Below are 17,567 nucleotides of genomic sequence, written 5' to 3' on the forward strand. Positions count from 1 at the left end.
GCGAGTTCGGTGTTGCAACTGTCGGTGAGCGGGCTGTTTGGACACCGAAATCGCTACGGTGTGACGATGTTGAACGCCGGGTCCGGGCGGTCCAGCACACCGATCAGCGACTGCAGCGCACGGGTGTCGCCGGAGATGTCGAGCCCGGGTGAGCGGTCGTCGCCCGCGGCGAGCGCGAGCAGGCGCATCTTGCTGGCCACGTTGACGGTCGCCTGAGCCGACGCCTCGTCGGCGGCCACTCTGCGGTGCACCAGAACGCCGTTGCGCAGCGTCAACCGGTAATTGGTGTCGGTGTCGCCGAAGGTGACGTCGACGGCGATGTCCAGATCCCATGCCCGCGGGCCGTTCACGCTGATCGCGAACGCGTCGAAGATCTGCTCGGGGGCCAGCTGCATCACCATCGACGTCGACGCGGTCTGGGTGGGGGTGCCGAAGTTGCCGTCTCGAAGTTCGGTCGCTCCGGAGAGAAAGAAGTTGCGCCACACCGCGTTCTCCGCACCATAGGCCAGCTGTTCGAGGGTGTCGGCGTAGAGTTCGCGGGCGGCGTCGTAGTGTTCGTCGGTGAACATCACATGATCCAGAAGAGTTGCCGCCCAACGATAGTCACCGCACCCGAAGGCTTCGCGGGCTATCTCGACCACGCGGTCCAGGCCACCCATCGCCTCGACGTAGCGAGGGCCTGCGGCTTGGGGTGGATGCGCCCACAGCCGTCCCGGGTTGCCGTCGAACCAGCCCATGTAGCGCTGATAGACCGCCTTGACGTTGTGGCTGACCGAGCCGTAGTAGCCGTGTGCGTGCCATGCCTTCTGCAACGCAGGGGGAAGCGTGAAGTCCTCGGCGATCTCGATACCGGTGAATCCCTGATTAAGTTGGCGCAGCGTCTGGTCGTGCAAGTACGCGTACAGATCGCGTTGCAGCGACAGGTATTCGACGATCTCGTCCCTGCCCCAGGTGGGCCAGTGATGTGAGGCGAACACGACGTCGGTGCGGTCGGCGAACGTGTCGATCGCCTCGGTCAGGTAGCCGGCCCACCCGTGCGGGTCACGCACCAGCGCACCCCGCAGCGTCAGCAGGTTGTGCAGGTTGTGGGTTGCGTTCTCGGCCATGCACAACGCGCGGAACTTCGGGAAGTAGAAGTGCATCTCGGCGGGTGCCTCGGTGCCCGGAGCCATCTGGAACTCGATCTCGACGCCGTCGACCGTATGTGTCTCGCCGGTCTCCCGGATGTCGACGGTCGGAACGATCAGCGCCACTTCACCCGTCGACGTCACCTGTCCCAGCCCGCATCCCACCTGTCCCTGGGGTCCGCGCGCCAACAGCGCGCCGTACATGTAGCTCGCCCGGCGGCCCATCGCGGTGCCCGCGTACACGTTCTCCTGGACGGCGTGTTCGGTGAAGTGTTCGGGCGCGATGATCGCGACCCGGCCCGCGTCGACGTCGGCCTGCGAGGTGACACCCAGGACGCCGCCGAAATGGTCGACGTGGCTGTGGGTATAGATGACGGCGTTCACGGGACGATCGCCCCGGTGTTCGCGGTACAGCGCCAGCGCCGCCGCGGCGGTCTCCGTGGAGATCAACGGGTCGATGACGATGACGCCGGTGTCGCCCTCGATGAAGGTGATGTTGGACAGGTCGAACCCCCGCACCTGGTAGATGCCCTCGACCACTTCGTAGAGGCCCTGTTTGGCGCACAGCCGGCTCTGTCGCCACAAGCTGGGATGCACCGACGGCGGGGCGTCGGCATCCAGGAACGAGTAGGTGTCGTTGTCCCAGACCACCCGGCCGTCGGCCGCCTTGATCACACAGGGCTCCAGCGCCGCGATGAAGCCGCGGTCGGCGTTGTCGAAGTCCGCGGTGTCGTCGAACGGCAGCGCGCTCAGGTGCTCGCGGTGTGCGGACTCGATGACGGCGGTGGGAGGTTTCTGCTGCATGGCGACACGATATTCATCCCGAGGTTGACGCGGGGCTGGTTCACTGACCCCATGCAAGTACGCCGAGTAGTGACCGGTCACGATTCGTCCGGCAAGTCCGTCTTTGTCAGCGACCAGAGCGTCGCACCGATTCAGACCATGCTGATGCCGGGCTTCGAGAACCACCTGCTGTGGGGCAGCGACCAGACATGTCGCTTCCCCGATGACGGTTCGATGCCCCAGTGGCACAACTACTTTCCGCCGATCGGGGGTTTTCGCTTCGCGCTGCTGACGCTGCCGCCGTCACACGGCGCCCAGGCCCCGGACGCCCTCGACATCGACGAGGCGATGGCCGAGATGGAGGAGAAGCTGCCCGGGATGCTCGGCTACATGGATTACACGGACCCGGGTATGCACACCACGGACACCGTCGACTTCGAGGTGGTGCTCGAAGGCACGGTCGTTCTCGAACTCGACGACGGAGCCGAAGTGACCCTGCAACCGGGCGACACCGTCGTGCAGAACGGAACGCGGCACCGCTGGAAGAACCCAGGCGACACACCGGCCCGGATGGCGGTGTTCATCTGCGGCGCCGAGCACGCGAACGTCCCGCCGAAATAGCCGCGCGGTCAGCCCTGGTGCTCGGCCAGCCACCGATCGGCCCGGCGTTTCGATGCGCGCGAGAGCCATGCGTCCTGGACGAGTTCGGTCAGTTCGACCCTTCCGATCTCCCGTAATCGGCTGGCGCGCACCAGGACCGAGGGATGGCCCTCGAAGCGGTCGGTCGTGAAGAACGGCGAGTCGGGATCCTGGATGAGCGCGGCCTTGTCCATCTCCGATTCCACCCAGATCATGATCACGTCGGCGTAACGCTCGCCGGTATCCGGATCCTCGGCGTCGGGCTGGGGAGTGCGGAAGAACACGAACGACTTGCCGCCGACTTGGTAGATAGGGTTGCCCTTAGGCCCCTCGATGCGCTTGACGTGCGGCATCGACGCGGCGATCTCGTGGACGTCGGCGACGCGCGCCGGCCGGTCACGCATCGCGGTCCAGTGCGTGCAGGATGACGTTGGAGAGCGTGCCATTGCGCACGGTGGCGGTCATGTATGTGCAGTGGGGCTGGCGCCGCCGGTCGGTTGGCGACCCCGGGTTCAGAAGTCGCAGACCGGTTTTCGTCGTCGTGTCCCACGGGATGTGGCTGTGGCCGAATATCAGCACGTCGGTGTCGGGATAGGCCTTGGCCATGCGTGCCTCGCGGCCGGTCGCCGCACCGGTTTCGTGGACGACGGTGAAGCGCAGCCCGGCGAGTGTGACATCGGCTCGTTCGGGCAGCCGGCGGCGCAGTTCGGCGCCATCGTTGTTGCCCCAGCATGCGACGAGCCGCTTGGCGCGGGCCTCCAGCGCGTCGAGCAACGACGGCTCCACCCAGTCGCCGGCATGCACCACCACGTCTGCCTTCGTCACTTCGTCCCAAACCCGTGCGGGCAGGTCCTTGGCGCGTTTGGGAACGTGAGTATCGGCGATCAACAACAGCCGCACTGTTCCCAATCTAGCCAAAGCGGGTGCCGCCGTGGATCATGCCCCCGGCTCCGGTGTCAGGTCACTCTCGGACTGAGCGCGCTTGCGCCGCGCCAGGTCGCGGTCTTCCTCGGCGGCCTTACGATGGCGGGCCGATGACTCCTCGTTCACTTCGGGAGCGGGGATGCCGCGGCGGATACCCTCTTGTTGCACCTCGGCGACTTCGTCGTGCATCTTCGCGGATCGCTCGAAGCTCGCCGCTGCGGACAGCCCGGCGCGCGCCGCGCGCTCACGGGCTGCCGCGGCGCGGCGCTCGGCTTGATTCGCTTCGTCGTCGGTGGCCATGACGCACTGAATACCCCGACTCCCCTGCCGCAATCGAAGCCGCTGCGTCCACGCCCGCTGGTCGGTAATCTGCGCACTGCGACGCGTGGGGGAGGGATCCAATGCGGCTCGTGATCACTGCGATGGTTGGCGCTCTGGCGATGATGATGATGATCGGCTGCGGCTCGAATAGCGACACGGCCGCGACGACTCAGGCATCTCCCCCGTCGATGTTGGCGCAATCGCCGTCATCGTCCACGGCGTCCGCTGCGCCGACGCCGCAGGGGCCGCCGCCCGGCTATGTCAGTCGTGCGACGTGGACCGACGGTCCCTGGCCGCTGACTATCGACGAGGCCGTGCTCGAATGCCAGGGTGACAACCTGGTGACAATCGCAGTGGGAGAATCGAAGTACGCCTTGAACGCAGCGGCTATGCGAACAGGTCTGCCGGACTATGCCGACGAGATCGGCGCTCCCGATCCCGCGAAGCCAGGTGCACATATTGATGCGAGGACGCTGATCGAGAAGGGGCTGGCGCTGTGCGGCGCCGGTACCACGCCAAGCGCACCGAGTGGCGACTCGAACCGACCGGCGGGTCTGGTGGAACGCGCGACGTGGACCGAAGGACCGTGGCCGTTCACCGTCGACTCCGCCACATTGATGTGCACGAAGGGAGCGGGCGGCGAACGGGTGACCGTCGTCGCCGATCGCGAGATGTACGCCCTCAACGGAACGGCGAGGGCCGCGAACCTCTGGCCGCCCTTCGACCCGATCTGGCGCGACGACCCGAACGCTCCTGGGGTCAAGGTGGACATCGGCCCGATGATCGATCGCGGACTTGCGTTGTGCGGCGGCTGACTCTAAGTCGATGAGCGCGCCCGGAGAGACTCGAACTCCCAACCTTCTGATCCGTAGTCAGATGCTCTATCCGTTGAGCTACGGGCGCATGGTCGATCTTCAGTTGTCGGCTGACGCTGTCAACCGTGGCGGAGGCGAGAGGATTTGAACCTCCGGTCGCCTTTGAGGGCGACAACTCATTAGCAGTGAGCCCCATTCGGCCGCTCTGGCACGCCTCCTGACGATTACCGCCGATCCGACAGCGTACACATGGGCCACTGCGCGAGGCAAAGCGCACTCGGCCGACCCATAAACTGGTGCGGTGACCGTCCGGCTGCGCCCCGAACTGGCTGATCTGCCCGCTTACACGCCCGGCAGGACGGTTCCCGGCGCGATCAAGATCGCCAGCAACGAGACGGTGCATCCCCCGCTGCCGAGCGTGCGGTCCGCGATCGAGGACGCCGTCGGCACCATCAACCGATACCCGGACAACGGCTACGTAGAGCTCCGCGAGCGACTCGCCAAGCACGTCAACTTCGCTCCCGAGCACATCTCGGTGGGCTGCGGGTCGGTCAGCCTGTGTCAGCAGTTGATCCAGATCACCTCAACCGTCGGCGACGAGGTGCTGTTCGGCTGGCGCAGCTTCGAGATCTACCCACTGCAGGTGCGAACGGCGGGGGCCACGCCCGTGCCGGTGCCGCTGACCGACCACACGCACGACCTCGACGCCATGCTGGCCGCGATCACCGACCGCACCCGGCTGATCTTCGTGTGCAATCCGAACAACCCGACGGGCACCGTTGTCGCACCCGACGCGCTCGCCCGCTTCGTCTCCGCGGTGCCGCCGCACATCGCGATCGCGCTCGACGAGGCCTACGTCGAGTACATTCGCGAGCCGATGGTTCCCGACAGCCTGGGGCTGGTCCGCGCCCATCCCAACCTCGTTGTGCTGCGGACGTTTTCGAAGGCCTACGGGCTGGCGGGTCTGCGGGTGGGCTACGCGGTGGGCGACCCGGATCTGATCACCGCGATCGGAAAGGTTTACGTGCCGTTCACCGCGACCAGCGTGTCGCAGGCCGCCGCGATCGCGTCGCTGGACGTCGCCGACGAGCTACTCGAGCGCACCGACGCCGTCGTCGCCGAGCGCACCCGGGTCACAGCGGAACTGCGCGCCGCCGGCTACACCGTGCCCGACTCACAGGCCAACTTCGTCTGGCTCCCCTTGCCCGGCCGGGCCCAGCAGTTCGCAGAGGCCTCGGCGGACAACCGCATCATCGTGCGGCCCTACGGGGACGACGGCGTACGCGTCACCGTCGCCGCAACGCACGAGAACGATGCGTTCCTCGATTTCGCCCGCCGATGGATAGGACAGACATGAGCGACGCCCGCGAGATCTTCACCGAACTCAAGGAGCGCACCGATACTATCTCCGACGCCGAACTCGACGACTTCTGGTCGACTCTGCAGCCGGCCACCATCGACTTCATGATCGGGGAGTGGAAGGGCGGCGAGTTCCACACCGGCCACAAGGCCAACGGATTCATGGAGCGCCTCAACTGGTTCGGTAAGACGTTCGCATCGCCGAGCGACGCGAAGCCCCTGGTGTGCCTGGACGCCGACGGCAACAAGTTCTCCAACACCGAGGCGATGAAGGGTGAAGCCAGCCTGTGGATGGAGGAGTTCCGCGGAGAGGTGACGGCGTCGATGGTCTACGACGGCGCACCCGTGCATGACCACTTCAAGGTCGTCGATGAGAACGCCGTCGTCGGCATCATGAACGGCAAGGGCGCACTCGACGGCACCCGGCACCTCTACTTCTACCTCGAACGGCTGTAGCGCTCGCGAGATCAACACCAGGGTCGTCAGGATGGGCGATCCACGACCCTGGTGTACGCCTCGCGAAGTGGCTAAGCCTCGCGAAGCCCTAGGCCCGCCGACCGGTAAAGGCGAGCAACCGCGTCAGCGCATCCGCGTCGTCGGCGACGTCGATCGCGTCATCGAAGCCGGCATTCACCCGGCCATCAGGCGTGATGATCTTGCGGGCCAGCCCCAGCACGTAGTCGGACAAGGATTCGGGAGCGCTGACCTCGCGGCCCACAGCTGCGGCGTAGTCCCAGGCATGCACCAGGAACTCGAGCGACAGGATGCCCACCATCATCCTGGCCGGCACGTCGTTCCCGGCGAAGTCCACGGTGCCCTCCAATCCGCGACGCTGCCAGGCGTCCAGCGCTGCCCGCGCCGCGAACACCACCTGCTGCTCGATCGGCGCGTCGTGGTCGCGTTCGCCGAATTCCGCACCTGCCATCGCACCGAGCGTCGCGATCGAGTTGAGCAGGTGGTCGGTCAGCGCTGCCACGTCGAACTCCCGACACGGTGTCTGCTTGTGCAGATCGTCGGCAGCGATGCCGTGCAGCACGTGCTGCAGGACAGCGAAGGATTTCTCGGCACTTCGCAGTTCGTCGGTCGGCGGTGAATCGGGTCCTGCGCGCAAGTCGTCGGGCATGACGCCACGCTACGTCGCCGACGGGCGTTATCGTTGCCGAGATGAGGACGCACGTGCGAGTGGCGGCGGCGGTGCTGGTGCTCGCCGGTGTCGCGACGGGATGCTCGCGCACCACCGAGGGCTCCGTCGCGATGACGACCGAGCCGGGGCCGCCGTTGACCACCTCGCCGGCCCGGCCGACGTCGCCGTCGATTCCCGGGCTGCCCGACATCGGGCTTCCCGACATCCCGCTGCCGACACGCAACACCGACATCCCGGTCGTGCCCGCGCCGCCGAACGCCTTGTCCATGCAGTGCTCGGAGTACAACGGGCTCGACGAGGCGACCCAGGTCGCCGTGATCCGCGAGATCCTCAACCAGGAGGGCAACCCGCTCGGGCCCGACGGAGAGGGCATCGGCCAGATGCTGGTCGACGCCGCCTGCCAGTTCCTACCCAGCGCCACCGTGAACGAGGTGCTCCTGGGCAAGCCGCCGCCGTGAGCGGTGTCGTGACCAACTAGCGTCGTGCCCCATGGGTGAGACCTACGAATCCGTCACCGTTGACATCTCCGACCACGTCGCGCGGGTGACGCTGATCGGACCCGGCAAGGGCAACGCCATGGGCCCGGCGTTCTGGGCCGAGATGCCCGAGGTGTTCGGCACGCTGGACGCCGATCCGGAGGTGCGCGCCATCGTGCTGACCGGTTCTGGCAAGAACTTCAGCTACGGGCTCGACCTCGCGGCGATGGGCGGCAGCATGCCCGGCCTCGATGCCGGCGCGAAGGCCCGACTCGGATTCCACACCACCTTGACGAAGATGCAGGGCGCGATCAACGCGGTCGCCGACTGCCGCACCCCCACCATCGCCTCGGTGCACGGCTGGTGCATCGGCGGCGGCGTGGACCTGATCAGCGCTGTGGACATCCGATACGCCAGCGCCGACGCGAAGTTCTCCGTGCGCGAGGTGAAGCTGGCGATCGTCGCCGACGTGGGCTCACTGGCGCGACTGCCGCTGATCCTGTCCGACGGGCACCTGCGCGAACTGACACTGACGGGCAAGGACATCGACGCCGCCCGCGCCGAGAAAATCGGTCTGGTCAACAACGTGTACGACGACGCCGACGCCTCGCTTGCCGCGGCGCACGCCACCGCCGCTGAGATCGCCGCCAACCCGCCACTGACGGTGCACGGCATCAAGGACGTGCTCGACCAGCAGCGCATCGCCCGGGTCTCGGAGAGCTTGCGGTATGTGGCCGCGTGGAATTCGGCGTTCCTGCCGTCGAAGGATCTGGGCGAAGCGGTGACCGCGATGTTCGAGAAGCGGCCGCCCGAATTCACCGGCGAATAGGCGTCCAACCGAGTTCGGACTTGGCCTTGGCATTCGACAGCGGAAGCCAGGTGTCGCCGAATGCGGTGACACCGTAGGGTGCGGCGAGCTTGACCACCGCACGCGGAATGCGTAGCTGTCGAGGCCGTCCGAGCTTGTCGCCCAACTCGCGGATGTAGCCGTTGAACGACTGCGGCCGGTCGTCGACGATGTTGTAGATCTGGCCGCCCCGTCCGCGGTCGAGCGCGGCCGCCGTGGCCTTCGCGACGTCATCGATGTGGATCCAGGACACGATGCCGCCACCACCCATGTCCAGCGCCAGCCGCCATCTCGCCATCCGAGTGAACAACTCGTCGTGCGGCACACCCGGTCCGTAGAAAGCGCCGTAGCGCAACACGATTCCTTCTGTGTCACTGTGTTCCCCGGACGTCATGACCTTCTGCTCCATCCCACGCAAAGCCGCCAGCATCGCCTCTCCACCAGGCGGAGCCGGGCCGGGATAGGGGTCGCTCTCGTCCATCAGCGCCGGGCCGGTGGTCGGATAGCCATACGCGAACATCACCGATTCGGCAACGACGCGGCGGACACCGGCACGCTGCGCGGCGGCCAGCAGGTTCGGCGCACCGGTCCCCCACAACCTTCTCGCGGGCTCGAAGTCCTTGACCCGCATGGGTCCCCGCTTCGGCAGCGTGGTCAGCAGCGACACCACGACCTCAGGACCGATATCGGCGACCGCCTTATCGATATCGTCGGCGTCGAACACGTCGACGGCAACGGGTTTGGCACCCGCGGCGGCGAGCGCGCCGGTCTTGTTCGGTGACCGCGTCAGCCCGATGACCTCGTGGCCGCGGGCGTCGAGCTCACGCAGCAGCGGAAGGCCGGGCACGCTCGTCGCGCCGGCAACCAGGACTCGCACTATGGCCTCCTCTCGGCAATGAGGCTGGCCCGCAATGCGATCGCCAGTATCGCGGTGGTGAATACCAGACCGCCCGCCTCCAGCCAACCGACCCAGTCACCCGCGCCGTGGTGCGGGTCGATGATGTGACTGAGCGAGTGCAGTGCCCAGTGCAGCGTCGCGAACGCCAGTGCCGGAGTGCGCCACCGCGGCCACCGCACTGCAGCGAGCAGCATGAGCCCCTGCGGAATCTCGAAGGTGGCTGTGTCGAAGATGTAGTGGTCGTTGCGCGTGCCGAAGTTACCGAGCGTGTCGAAGAACGCGCCAGGGGCGAACATCATGAACAGCCCCACAGCCAAGGAGTAGAGCCCGAACACGATGAGCGTCACCTCGACGAACCCGGCCCTTGTGCGCGTCGGTGTCGATGTCATACGGTCACGCTAGTTCGTCACTGGCCTCAAGATAGGCACCACTTTGACAGTGAAATCGGGTACCACTTCAGGTCCCGAGTTGCTCGTAGAACTCGACCGGGACGCCGCCGATCCGCTGCACCGCCAACTGGCCGACGGGCTGCGGACGGCCATCAGAACGGGCCGCCTCGCACCGGGCACTCGACTGCCGTCCAGTCGCCTGCTCGCCGCCGACCTGGGAGTGTCCCGTCGGCTCGTGGTCGATGCCTACAGTCAGCTCGTCGCCGAGGGATTCCTGCTCGGCAGGCACGGATCGGGCACGGTGGTCGCCACGGTCGACACCGTCGACCGGCCGTCCCGCAGCGAGGCCGGGCCGGCGGCTCGCTACGACGTCGACTTCCTGCCGGGGTCACCGGATCTGCGGAGTTTCCCACGCGACGCCTGGCTGCGGGCGTTGAAGCAGGGCCTGGCCGATGTCGGGCCGGATGCGCTCGGTTACGTGGCGCCTCAGGGATTGTTCACCACGCGCGTCGCAGTGGCCGATTACCTGCGACGCGTGCGCGGTGTGCTCGCCGAACCGCAACACATTGTGCTGTGCTCGGGAGCGACACAGGCCATTGCGTTGCTCGCCCGGTCACTGCCGACATCTTCGCTTGCCATGGAGGACCCGGGATTCTGGTTACACCGAATGGTGCTGCGGAACAACGGGATCGAGCCCGTACCTGTTCCGGTGGACGAGGACGGCCTCGATGTCGGCGCGCTGACGGCCAGCGGTGCCGATGCAGTGCTCACCACCCCCGCGCACCAGTCCCCGACCGGGGTCGTGCTGTCGGCCGCGCGGCGCACCGAGCTGATGGACTGGGTTCGAGCCGGAAATCTGATCATCGAGGATGACTACGACGCCGAATACCGCTACGACCGTGCACCCGTCGGCGCGCTGCAGGGGATCGCGCCCGACCGCGTCGTCTATGTCGGCTCGACGAGCAAGACCCTGGCGCCCGGTCTTCGCATCGGCTGGATGGTGCTGCCCGCGCATCTCGTCGGCGCGGTCAAACTTGCCAAAGGTCTTGCGGACACCGGAAGTTCGGTGATGGACCAGTTGGCGTTCGCGCAGCTCCTGCGATCGGGAGGATACGACAGGCACCTGCGCCAGATGCGTCGCCGATACCTGACCCGGCGCAATGCCCTGCTGGGGGCCCTGGGTCGGCACCTGCCGCAAGCGACCGTGCTCGGGGCCGCGGCCGGGGTTCACCTGACGGTGCGCTTCCCCGACGGGTTCCCGCTCGAGGAGTTGGTCCGGCGGGCCACCGAACAACGGGTGCGGGTCGAGCCGCTTGCACCCTGCTACGCCGATCCGTCGTCCGCCCCGCCCGGTCTGCTCCTGGGCTACGCGAACCTCAGCGAGTCACAGATCGATTCGGGCGTACGGGTGTTGGCGCGCATCGCGCACCCCATGTCGTGAGCGGTGGCGGAGGGATTTGAACCCCCGGACGGTGTTAGCCGTCTCTCGCTTTCAAGGCGAGTGCATTAGGCCGCTCTGCCACGCCACCGCCGACAAGAGTACGGGGCGGCTCACACCGTCCGCGACGGGGAATCCCCTCAGACCCGGCCGAGCTTGGCGTTCATCGACCCGTTCTTGAGCCCGACGCTGATGCGCCGGCAGTTCTCACCCATCGCCGCGACCTGGGGCCGCGACAACCGGTCGAGGAAGTGCGCGCGCACGCTCTCGCCGTAGGTGATCATCGCCTCACGCACCGCCGTGCGCCCGTCGTCGGTGATGCTGGCGAGCACACCGCGGCCGTCGTCGGGACTGGCCCCGCGACGCACCAGGCCTGCCATCTCCAGGCGACGGATCTGCCGGGTGACCCGGCTCGGCAACGACATCAATCCCTCGGCGAGATCACCCATTCGGGCCGATCCGGTCGGTGACTTGTCGAGGATGTCGAGCAGCCTGACGTCGTTGAGCGTCAGGTGATGCTTATCCACCAGCGACCGATTCAAAGTCGCATACAGCCGCAGCGCGGCATCCAAAAAGTTTTGCCAGGACCGCTGCTCCGCGATGTCCAGCCCCGGCATGTCCCCCGCGGTACGACCCGCAATTATCCCCTCCATGCGGTCATAGTAAACGGCCCTGACATTGCTGGCGACCAATTCTCAAGACTGTTGTCGCAGGCTAGTAGCGTTATCGGAATGCATGCAATCGTGGCCGGCCCGGGAGGCCGATTGAACTGGCAAGAGGTTCCCGACATCGCACCGAACAAGGGCGAAATTCTGATCAAGGTGGCCTCTGCCGGCATCAATCGGGCCGACCTGTTGCAGGCCGCGGGCAAGTATCCACCGCCGCCCGGCGCCAGCGAAATCCTCGGACTCGAGGTGTCAGGAACGGTCGAGGCGGTCGGTGAGCAGGCCTCCGATTGGGCAGTCGGACAACAGGTCTGCGCGTTGCTGGCGGGCGGGGGCTACGCCGAGTACGTGGCTGTACCGGCCGGGCAGGTGATGGCGCTTCCGGACTCGGTGTCCCTGCACGAGGCCGCCGGCCTGCCCGAGGTGGCTTGCACCGTGTGGTCGAACCTGGTGATGACAGCGGGGTTGACGGCCGGGCAGCTGGTTCTCATCCATGGGGGTGCCAGCGGCATCGGCACCCACGCCGTCCAGGTGGCCCGCGCGCTCGGATGCCGCGTGGCCGTGACCGCCGGATCGGCCCACAAGCTGGACCTGTGCGCCGAACTCGGGGCCGAGGTGGCGATCAACTACCGCGACGAAGACTTCGTCGAACGCGTCAAGGCCGAGGGTGGCGCCGACGTGATCCTCGACATCATGGGCGCGGCCTACCTCGACCGCAACATCGACGCGCTCGCCAACGACGGGCGACTGGTGATCATCGGGATGCAGGGCGGCGTGAAGGCCGAGCTCAACATCGGCAAGCTGCTCGCAAAGCGCGCGGGCGTCTTCGCCACCGCTCTTCGCGCGCGGCCGGTCAGCGGCCAGGGAAGCAAGAGTGACGTCGTCGCCGAGGTCGTGGCCAACGTCTGGCCCATGATCGAGCGCGGTCAGGTGCGGCCGATCATCGGCGCCGAATACCCGGTTCAGGAAGCCGCGGCGGCGCACGAGCTGCTGCAGTCAGGCGAGGTGTCGGGGAAAGTGGTTCTGCGCGTGGCCGATTAGCGCAACCGTCAGCCCAGCGAGGCGAGCGCGCGCACCAGCTGATCGACTTCGGCGGTGGTGGTGTAGTGCGCCAGTCCCACCGTTACCGCGCCGCCGACGTCGTTGACGCCGATCACGTCCAGCACGCGCGAACTCGCATTCGATATCGCCAGGATGCCGTTGTCGGCCAGGCGCTGAACCACCCGTTCAGCGGGTACGCCGTTGACCGCGAAACTGAGCACGGGGATTCGCGATTCGGGCTGACCGATGACCATCACCGTCGATAAGGATCGTAGCGAGATCAGCAGATAGTCGAACAGCCGGCTCATATAGGCGTTTGCGGAATGCATCGAGATCGCGAGGCGTTCGCGGCGCGTGCCACGCGCGTTCTCGTCCAGGGAGGCCAGATACTCGATGCTGGCCACCACTCCGGCAAGCAGACCGAACTGATGCGCGCCGACTTCGAGCCGCGCCGCTCCGGTCGCATCCGGATCCAGCGACACCGAACCGAAGGAGTCGATGAGCGCCGGATCGCGAAAGACCAAGGCCCCGATGGGCGGACCACCCCACCCCAATGCGTTGACCGCGACCACGTCAGCTTCGATCTCATCGATGTCCATCAGCTGGTACGGCGCGGCCGCGGAGTGGTCGACGACGACCAGTGCACCCTGATCGTGTGCCAGCTTCGTCACCGCGCGCAGGTCGGTCACGGTGCCCAAAGTCGATGAGGCAGAGGTGATTGCGACCAAGCGCGTCGGCTTGGTCACCAGGCTCTCCCACTGCCAGCTGGGCAGCTCGCCGGTCTCGATGTCGACCTCGGCCCACTTCACCTTGGCCCCATAGCGATTCGCGGCGCGCAGCCACGGCGCGATGTTCGCCTCGTCATCAAGACGGGTGACCACCACTTCGTAACCGAGACCGACACGCGACGACGACGCGTCGGCCAGCGAGGTCAGCAGGATTGCGCGGTCGGCGCCCAGCACCACACCGCGGGGATCGGCGTTGACCAGATCGGCCACGGCCAGCCGGGCGGCCTCCAACACCGCGGCGCTGCGCTGCGCCGACGGGTGCGGACCCACCGGGGTGGGCATCGACCCGCGGAACGCCGTGGACACCGCGCGGCCGACCGTGTCAGGCGACAACATGCCGTGCTGGGCGTCGAAACGCACCCACCCGTCGCCCAGAGAGGGGTGCAAGCCGCGCACCCGGGCGACGTCGTATGCCATGCCAGCCCACCTTCGAGCGTCCGTGAGTTCGCGAACTCACACGATTCTGGCCGATACTCGGCCCGACCCGCCATGTCGGACTGGGTCTGCTGGGCAGCCATACTAGTCCAGTGACCTTGGCGTTCGGAGTGCTAAACCGGTTGCCGTTGCTGGTCACCCCCGCACGACGGCCGGGACGCGGCATTGAGTTAACGTACGTCTGCATCACCCGTGGTGACATTCGGTGACTCCGTTTGCTCGACCGCCGAGGACAGCCGACGGGCCGGTTTGCGGTCACCTACCGGACTTCGCCCGTCCCCGGCGTGGGGACCGCCTCGCGCACGACCGGACTAGTGTCGCTAGTTGGCTCGGGATCGCGGGGCGCAGCGACGAATGCCGTGGAGATTAGAGGGAACGCAGGGAGTATGACCGACGACGACAACATCGAGATCATCAGCGGTGCCGACACCGACGCCGAAAATGACGAGACCAACGACGGCAAGTCGTTGACCGACCTCGTCGAGCAGCCGGCGAAGGTGATGCGGATCGGCACCATGATCAAGCAGTTGCTCGAGGAGGTGCGCGCAGCGCCGCTCGACGACGCCAGCCGCAATCGGCTCCGCGAGATCCACCGCACGAGCATCACCGAACTCGAGGACGGCCTGGCTCCCGAGCTTCGCGACGAGCTCGAGCGGCTCACGCTGCCGTTCACCGAGGAGGCGGTGCCTTCGGACGCCGAGCTGCGCATCGCGCAGGCACAGCTGGTGGGGTGGCTGGAGGGCCTGTTCCACGGCATCCAGACCGCGCTGTTCGCCCAGCAGATGGCCGCACGCCAGCAGCTGGAGCAGATGCGGGGCCAGGGCGCGCTGCCGCCGGGGGTCGCGGTGCGCGGCGGTCCGTCGCATCCGGGGACCGGACAGTACCTGTAGGGGCATGCGTTGGTCCCACACATCGAGACCCGCAACGCGTGGGTGGAGTTCCCGATCTTCGATGCGAAGTCACGCTCGCTGAAGAAGGCGTTCCTCGGTAAGGCCGGCGGCGCGATCGGACGCAACGACTCCAACGTCGTGGTCATCGAGGCGCTGAGGGACATCACGATGTCGTTGGAACTCGGCGACCGGGTGGGTCTGGTGGGGCACAACGGTGCGGGCAAGTCGACTCTGCTGCGGCTGCTGTCGGGTATCTACGAGCCCACCCGGGGGGTGGCGACCGTCCGCGGCCGGGTGGCGCCGGTGTTCGACCTCGGCGTCGGGATGGATCCGGAGATCTCCGGCTTCGAGAACATCATCATCCGCGGCCTGTTCCTGGGGCAGACGCGCAAGCAGATGTTGGCCAAGATCGACGAGATCGCCGAGTTCACCGAGCTCGGGGATTACCTGTCGATGCCGTTGCGCACCTATTCCACCGGAATGCGGGTGCGTCTGGCGATGGGGGTGGTGACCAGCATCGACCCCGAGATCCTGTTGCTCGACGAGGGCATCGGCGCGGTGGATGCCGAGTTTCTGAAGAAGGCGCAGACCCGGTTGGCCGAACTCGTCGCGCGCTCGGGCATCCTGGTGTTCGCCAGCCACTCCAACGAGTTCCTGGCCCGGCTGTGCAACACCGCGATGTGGATCGACCACGGCACGATCAAGATGACCGGCGGCATCGAGGACGTCGTGCGTGCCTATGAGGGCGAAGACGCCGCCCGGCATGTCCGGGAAGTGCTCGAAGAGACGCGCCAGAAGTGACCGCCGACGAGCGCTTGCCCGAGGAGCCCAGCCCCGTCATATGCGCGGTGGTGGTCACCCACCGTCGTCCCGACGACTTGGCGAAGTCACTGGAGTCGGTGTCGGCCCAGACCCGCGCCCCCGACCACCTGATCGTCGTCGACAACGACGACGATCCCCGCGTCGCCGAGCTGGTCGCCGGGCAACCCCTCCCATCCACCTATCTCGGATCCCGCCGAAACCTCGGCGGGGCAGGCGGTTTCGCGTTGGGCATGCTGCACGCGCTGGCGCTCGGCGCGGACTGGGTGTGGTTGGCCGACGACGACGGCCGTCCCGCCGACTCGGAGGTGCTGGGCACGCTGATCGACTGCGCCGCCCGACACGGACTCGCCGAGGTGTCGCCGATGGTCTGTGACATGACCGACCCCGGACGGCTGGCGTTTCCGCTGCGTCGCGGGCTGGTGTGGCGTCGCCGCGTCGACGAGTTGCGCACCGAATCGACTGAGGTGGGGGCACCTCCCGCTTGCGGGGGACTGTTGCCGGGCATCGCATCACTGTTCAACGGCGCGCTGTTCGCCGCTGCGACGCTGGAGGCGACCGGCGTGCCTGACCTGCGCCTGTTCGTGCGCGGCGACGAGACCGAACTGCATCGCAGGCTGGTCCGGTCCGGGCTGCCGTTCGGCACCTGCCTCGACGCGGTGTACCTGCATCCGCAGGGCGGTGACGAGTTCAAACCGATCCTCGGCGGCCGGATGCATACGCAATATCCGGACAACGCGGCCAAACGCTTCTACACCTACCGCAATCGCGGATATCTGTTGTCCCAGCCGGGATTGCGTCGACTGCAGTTACAGGAATGGGCGCGCTTCGGTTGGTTCTTCCTGGTGTCCCGCCGCGACCCGGCCGGGCTGATGGAGTGGATCCGGTTGCGGCGCATGGGCCGCAAGGAGAGGTTCGGGAGGCTTCAGCCGTGACGTTCACCGACGCCGCTGCGCAGTCGAAGACCATGAGCCGGGCCTGGGGCGACCTGGTCGCCGGCTTCGGCAAGCACGAACTGTGGTTGCACCTCGGCTGGCAAGACATCAAACAGCGTTACCGCCGCTCGGTTCTCGGCCCGTTCTGGATCACGATCGCCACCGGCGCGACAGCGGTCGCGATGGGGCTGCTCTACTCGAAGCTGTTCAAACTCGAGCTCTCCGAACATCTTCCGTACGTCACCCTCGGACTGATCGTGTGGAACCTGATCAACGCGGCGATCCTGGAGGGCGCCGACGTGTTCGTCGCCAACGAGGGTTTGATCAAACAGCTGCCAACACCGCTGTCGGTACACGTCTACCGGCTGGTGTGGCGACAGATGATCCTGTTCGCCCACAACATGATCATCTTCGTGATCATCGCGATCATCTACCCCAAGCCGTGGAGTTGGACGGACTTGGCGGTCATTCCGGCGCTGGGTCTGATCGTGCTCAACTGCATCTGGGTGGCGTTGTGTTTCGGCATCCTGGCCACCCGCTACCGCGACATCAGCCCGCTGCTGGTCAGCCTGGTGCAGCTGTTGTTCTTCATGACCCCGATCATCTGGAACGAGTCCACCCTGCGACAGCAGGGCGCCGAGCGGTACACCAAGATCGTCGAGCTCAATCCGCTGCTGCACTATCTCGACATCGTGCGGGCCCCGCTGCTCGGCGCCGACCAGGAACTGCGCCACTGGGTGGTGGTGATCGTGCTGACCGTGGTCGGGTGGATCTTCGCGGCGTTCGCCATGCGGCAGTACCGCGGCCGCGTCGCATACTGGGTGTGAGCCCACG

The 17,567-nt window shown here is 66.7% G+C and carries 21 protein-coding genes and 3 tRNA genes; 12 read left to right on the plus strand and 12 right to left on the minus strand.

Annotation, left to right across the window (positions count from 1 at the left end):
- Positions 1–53: 53 nt before the first annotated feature.
- The gene (locus AU198_RS08230) at positions 54–1,931 is read right to left on the minus strand and encodes an alkyl/aryl-sulfatase (protein ID WP_064347442.1); all 1,878 of its coding nucleotides are present in this window, start codon (positions 1,929–1,931) and stop codon (positions 54–56) included.
- A 51-nt stretch (positions 1,932–1,982) separates the two neighbouring features.
- Here AU198_RS08230 and AU198_RS08235 point away from each other — a divergent pair, with 51 nt between their 5' ends.
- A complete protein-coding gene (locus tag AU198_RS08235) occupies positions 1,983–2,531 on the plus strand; it encodes a cupin domain-containing protein (RefSeq protein WP_064347444.1) in 549 nt (182 codons plus the stop codon).
- 8 nt (positions 2,532–2,539) lie between these two features.
- Here the strand turns inward: AU198_RS08235 and AU198_RS08240 are convergent, their stop codons facing one another.
- From AU198_RS08240 to AU198_RS08250, 3 genes are read right to left on the minus strand one after another with little or no spacing between them, the layout of a single operon-like run.
- The gene (locus tag AU198_RS08240) at positions 2,540–2,953 is read right to left on the minus strand and encodes an MmcQ/YjbR family DNA-binding protein (RefSeq protein ID WP_064347446.1); all 414 of its coding nucleotides are present in this window, start codon (positions 2,951–2,953) and stop codon (positions 2,540–2,542) included.
- The gene (locus AU198_RS08245; protein WP_064347447.1) at positions 2,946–3,449 is read right to left on the minus strand and encodes a metallophosphoesterase family protein; all 504 of its coding nucleotides are present in this window, start codon (positions 3,447–3,449) and stop codon (positions 2,946–2,948) included. The genes AU198_RS08240 and AU198_RS08245 overlap by 8 nt, the downstream gene beginning before the upstream one ends.
- A gap of 36 nt (positions 3,450–3,485) precedes the next feature.
- Positions 3,486–3,773 (minus strand): hypothetical protein, encoded by a 288-nt coding sequence (locus AU198_RS08250; protein WP_156431528.1) that lies wholly within the window; start codon positions 3,771–3,773, stop codon positions 3,486–3,488.
- Between the two features lie 110 nt (positions 3,774–3,883).
- Here AU198_RS08250 and AU198_RS08255 point away from each other — a divergent pair, with 110 nt between their 5' ends.
- Complete coding sequence (locus AU198_RS08255; RefSeq protein ID WP_231744606.1) at positions 3,884–4,609, plus strand: DUF2511 domain-containing protein; 726 nt, start codon at positions 3,884–3,886, stop codon at positions 4,607–4,609.
- A gap of 15 nt (positions 4,610–4,624) precedes the next feature.
- On the opposite strand, the gene AU198_RS08260 is transcribed toward AU198_RS08255, so the two are convergent.
- Together AU198_RS08260 and AU198_RS08265 are read right to left on the minus strand one after the other, a co-directional pair.
- Positions 4,625–4,697: transfer RNA gene (locus tag AU198_RS08260), tRNA-Arg, on the minus strand.
- Between the two features lie 38 nt (positions 4,698–4,735).
- Positions 4,736–4,827, minus strand: a tRNA-Ser gene (locus AU198_RS08265).
- An 83-nt stretch (positions 4,828–4,910) separates the two neighbouring features.
- Here AU198_RS08265 and hisC point away from each other — a divergent pair.
- Both hisC and AU198_RS08275 read left to right on the plus strand, forming a co-directional pair.
- Positions 4,911–5,966 carry a histidinol-phosphate transaminase gene (hisC, locus tag AU198_RS08270; RefSeq protein ID WP_064347451.1) on the plus strand — a complete coding sequence of 352 codons (1,056 nt, stop codon included), beginning with the start codon at positions 4,911–4,913 and terminating at the stop codon, positions 5,964–5,966.
- Positions 5,963–6,424, plus strand: a complete 462-nt coding sequence (locus tag AU198_RS08275) for a DUF4334 domain-containing protein (RefSeq protein ID WP_064347454.1) — start codon at positions 5,963–5,965, stop codon at positions 6,422–6,424. The genes hisC and AU198_RS08275 overlap by 4 nt, the downstream gene beginning before the upstream one ends.
- Positions 6,425–6,512: 88 nt before the next feature.
- On the opposite strand, the gene AU198_RS08280 is transcribed toward AU198_RS08275, so the two are convergent.
- Positions 6,513–7,091, minus strand: coding sequence for a TIGR03086 family metal-binding protein (locus AU198_RS08280; protein WP_064347455.1), 579 nt, complete (start codon positions 7,089–7,091; stop codon positions 6,513–6,515).
- A gap of 41 nt (positions 7,092–7,132) precedes the next feature.
- Here AU198_RS08280 and AU198_RS08285 point away from each other — a divergent pair, with 41 nt between their 5' ends.
- Positions 7,133–7,570: a hypothetical protein gene (locus tag AU198_RS08285; protein ID WP_064347457.1), complete on the plus strand. Its 438-nt coding sequence runs from the start codon at positions 7,133–7,135 to the stop codon at positions 7,568–7,570.
- A 31-nt stretch (positions 7,571–7,601) separates the two neighbouring features.
- A complete protein-coding gene (locus tag AU198_RS08290) occupies positions 7,602–8,417 on the plus strand; it encodes a crotonase/enoyl-CoA hydratase family protein (protein WP_064347458.1) in 816 nt (271 codons plus the stop codon).
- Here the strand turns inward: AU198_RS08290 and AU198_RS08295 are convergent.
- Together AU198_RS08295 and AU198_RS08300 are read right to left on the minus strand one after the other, a co-directional pair.
- Complete coding sequence (locus AU198_RS08295; protein WP_064347460.1) at positions 8,404–9,312, minus strand: NAD-dependent epimerase/dehydratase family protein; 909 nt, start codon at positions 9,310–9,312, stop codon at positions 8,404–8,406. The genes AU198_RS08290 and AU198_RS08295 overlap by 14 nt on opposite strands.
- Positions 9,312–9,722 carry a hypothetical protein gene (locus tag AU198_RS08300; RefSeq protein WP_064347462.1) on the minus strand — a complete coding sequence of 137 codons (411 nt, stop codon included), beginning with the start codon at positions 9,720–9,722 and terminating at the stop codon, positions 9,312–9,314. Before AU198_RS08300 ends, AU198_RS08295 begins: the two co-directional genes overlap by 1 nt.
- 49 nt (positions 9,723–9,771) lie before the next feature.
- Between AU198_RS08300 and pdxR the strand changes: the two genes are divergently transcribed.
- Positions 9,772–11,163: a MocR-like pyridoxine biosynthesis transcription factor PdxR gene (gene pdxR, locus AU198_RS08305; protein ID WP_231744607.1), complete on the plus strand. Its 1,392-nt coding sequence runs from the start codon at positions 9,772–9,774 to the stop codon at positions 11,161–11,163.
- A 1-nt stretch (position 11,164) separates the two neighbouring features.
- On the opposite strand, the gene AU198_RS08310 is transcribed toward pdxR, so the two are convergent.
- Positions 11,165–11,251: transfer RNA gene (locus tag AU198_RS08310), tRNA-Ser, on the minus strand.
- 49 nt (positions 11,252–11,300) lie between these two features.
- The gene (locus AU198_RS08315; RefSeq protein ID WP_064347464.1) at positions 11,301–11,813 is read right to left on the minus strand and encodes a MarR family winged helix-turn-helix transcriptional regulator; all 513 of its coding nucleotides are present in this window, start codon (positions 11,811–11,813) and stop codon (positions 11,301–11,303) included.
- Between the two features lie 78 nt (positions 11,814–11,891).
- Here AU198_RS08315 and AU198_RS08320 point away from each other — a divergent pair, with 78 nt between their 5' ends.
- Positions 11,892–12,866, plus strand: a complete 975-nt coding sequence (locus AU198_RS08320) for an NAD(P)H-quinone oxidoreductase (RefSeq protein ID WP_064347466.1) — start codon at positions 11,892–11,894, stop codon at positions 12,864–12,866.
- Between the two features lie 8 nt (positions 12,867–12,874).
- On the opposite strand, the gene AU198_RS08325 is transcribed toward AU198_RS08320, so the two are convergent.
- Positions 12,875–14,071, minus strand: a complete 1,197-nt coding sequence (locus AU198_RS08325; protein WP_064347468.1) for a cysteine desulfurase-like protein — start codon at positions 14,069–14,071, stop codon at positions 12,875–12,877.
- Between the two features lie 404 nt (positions 14,072–14,475).
- On the opposite strand from AU198_RS08325, the gene AU198_RS08330 reads away from it, so the two are divergent.
- The 4 genes from AU198_RS08330 to wzm are packed head-to-tail and all read left to right on the plus strand — an operon-like array spanning position 14,476 to position 17,560.
- Positions 14,476–14,979 (plus strand): bacterial proteasome activator family protein, encoded by a 504-nt coding sequence (locus tag AU198_RS08330; RefSeq protein WP_064347470.1) that lies wholly within the window; start codon positions 14,476–14,478, stop codon positions 14,977–14,979.
- A gap of 9 nt (positions 14,980–14,988) precedes the next feature.
- The gene (gene wzt, locus AU198_RS08335; protein ID WP_064347472.1) at positions 14,989–15,780 is read left to right on the plus strand and encodes a galactan export ABC transporter ATP-binding subunit Wzt/RfbE; all 792 of its coding nucleotides are present in this window, start codon (positions 14,989–14,991) and stop codon (positions 15,778–15,780) included.
- Between the two features lie 38 nt (positions 15,781–15,818).
- The gene (glfT1, locus tag AU198_RS08340) at positions 15,819–16,733 is read left to right on the plus strand and encodes a galactofuranosyltransferase GlfT1 (RefSeq protein WP_082690927.1); all 915 of its coding nucleotides are present in this window, start codon (positions 15,819–15,821) and stop codon (positions 16,731–16,733) included.
- Complete coding sequence (wzm, locus tag AU198_RS08345; protein ID WP_064347474.1) at positions 16,730–17,560, plus strand: galactan export ABC transporter permease subunit Wzm/RfbD; 831 nt, start codon at positions 16,730–16,732, stop codon at positions 17,558–17,560. The genes glfT1 and wzm overlap by 4 nt, the downstream gene beginning before the upstream one ends.
- The last annotated feature ends 7 nt before the right edge of the window (positions 17,561–17,567 follow it).

Source organism: Mycobacterium sp. GA-1199 (assembly GCF_001500045.1).
Lineage (GTDB): Bacteria > Actinomycetota > Actinomycetes > Mycobacteriales > Mycobacteriaceae > Mycobacterium.